The following is a 1,076-nucleotide window of genomic DNA, read 5'->3' as shown; positions in this document are numbered from 1 at the left end:
GGTCGAGGGTGCGCTGCTTGCCGGTTTCGCTATGGGCGCGATTGCCGCCTACATCTATGTGCGCGGCGAGTTCGTCCGTGAGCGCGAGGCGCTGCAGCGCGCCATCGACGAGGCCTATGAGGCCAAGCTGATCGGCAAGAACAATACGTCGGGCTATGATTTCGACATCTACATGCACCACGGCGCCGGCGCCTATATCTGCGGCGAGGAGACAGCACTCCTCGAAAGCCTCGAAGGCAAGAAGGGCCAGCCCAGGCTGAAGCCGCCATTCCCGGCCAATGTCGGCCTCTATGGCTGCCCGACCACCGTCAACAACGTCGAATCGATCGCGGTTGCGCCGACCATCCTGCGCCGCGGTGCAGCCTGGTTCTCGTCCTTCGGCCGGCCCAACAATGTCGGCACCAAGCTGTTTTGCATCTCCGGCCACGTCAACAATCCGTGCACGGTCGAAGAGGCGATGTCGATCCCGTTCCGCGAGCTGATCGAGACGCATTGCGGCGGCATTCGCGGCGGCTGGGACAATCTATTGGCGGTCATTCCGGGCGGCGCTTCGGTGCCGCTTGTGCCGGCCGAGCAGATCATCGACGCACCGATGGATTTCGACGCGCTGCGCGACCTCAAATCCGGCCTTGGCACGGCGGCTGTCATCGTCATGGACAAGTCGACCGATATCGTGAAGGCGATCGCGCGGCTTTCCTATTTCTACAAACATGAGAGCTGCGGCCAGTGCACGCCGTGCCGCGAAGGCACCGGCTGGATGTGGCGGGTGATGGAGCGGCTGGTGCGCGGCGAGGCGCAGAAGCGCGAGATCGACATGCTGCTCGACGTCACCAAACAGGTCGAAGGCCACACGATCTGCGCGCTGGGCGACGCGGCGGCTTGGCCGATCCAGGGCCTGATGCGGCATTTCCGCGGCGAGGTGGAGCGGCGCATCGACGAGTTTTCGCGCAATGCGCACCGAGCCGAGCCGGTGATGGTGGCGGCGGAATAGAAGAATTTCTGAATGCGGGCGAAAACCCGAAGCGAAATACGGGCAAGTGCCCGATTTGAAATACGGGCAAGGGCCCGATTTGAGA

Annotated in this window: 1 protein-coding gene; it reads left to right on the top strand. The window is 63.3% G+C overall.

Annotation, left to right across the window (positions count from 1 at the left end; genetic code table 11):
- Window positions 1–991, top strand: a 991-nt coding sequence (nuoF, locus tag EN935_RS37380) for an NADH-quinone oxidoreductase subunit NuoF (RefSeq protein WP_127374309.1), incomplete at its 5' end; no start/stop codon positions are given.
- Window positions 992–1,076 lie beyond the last annotated feature (85 nt).

It is taken from the genome of Mesorhizobium sp. M7D.F.Ca.US.004.03.1.1, from assembly GCF_003998635.1.
Lineage (GTDB): Bacteria > Pseudomonadota > Alphaproteobacteria > Rhizobiales > Rhizobiaceae > Mesorhizobium > Mesorhizobium loti.
The sequence above is the reverse complement of the archived record's forward strand: the minus strand, read 5'-3'. Positions and strand labels throughout refer to the sequence as shown.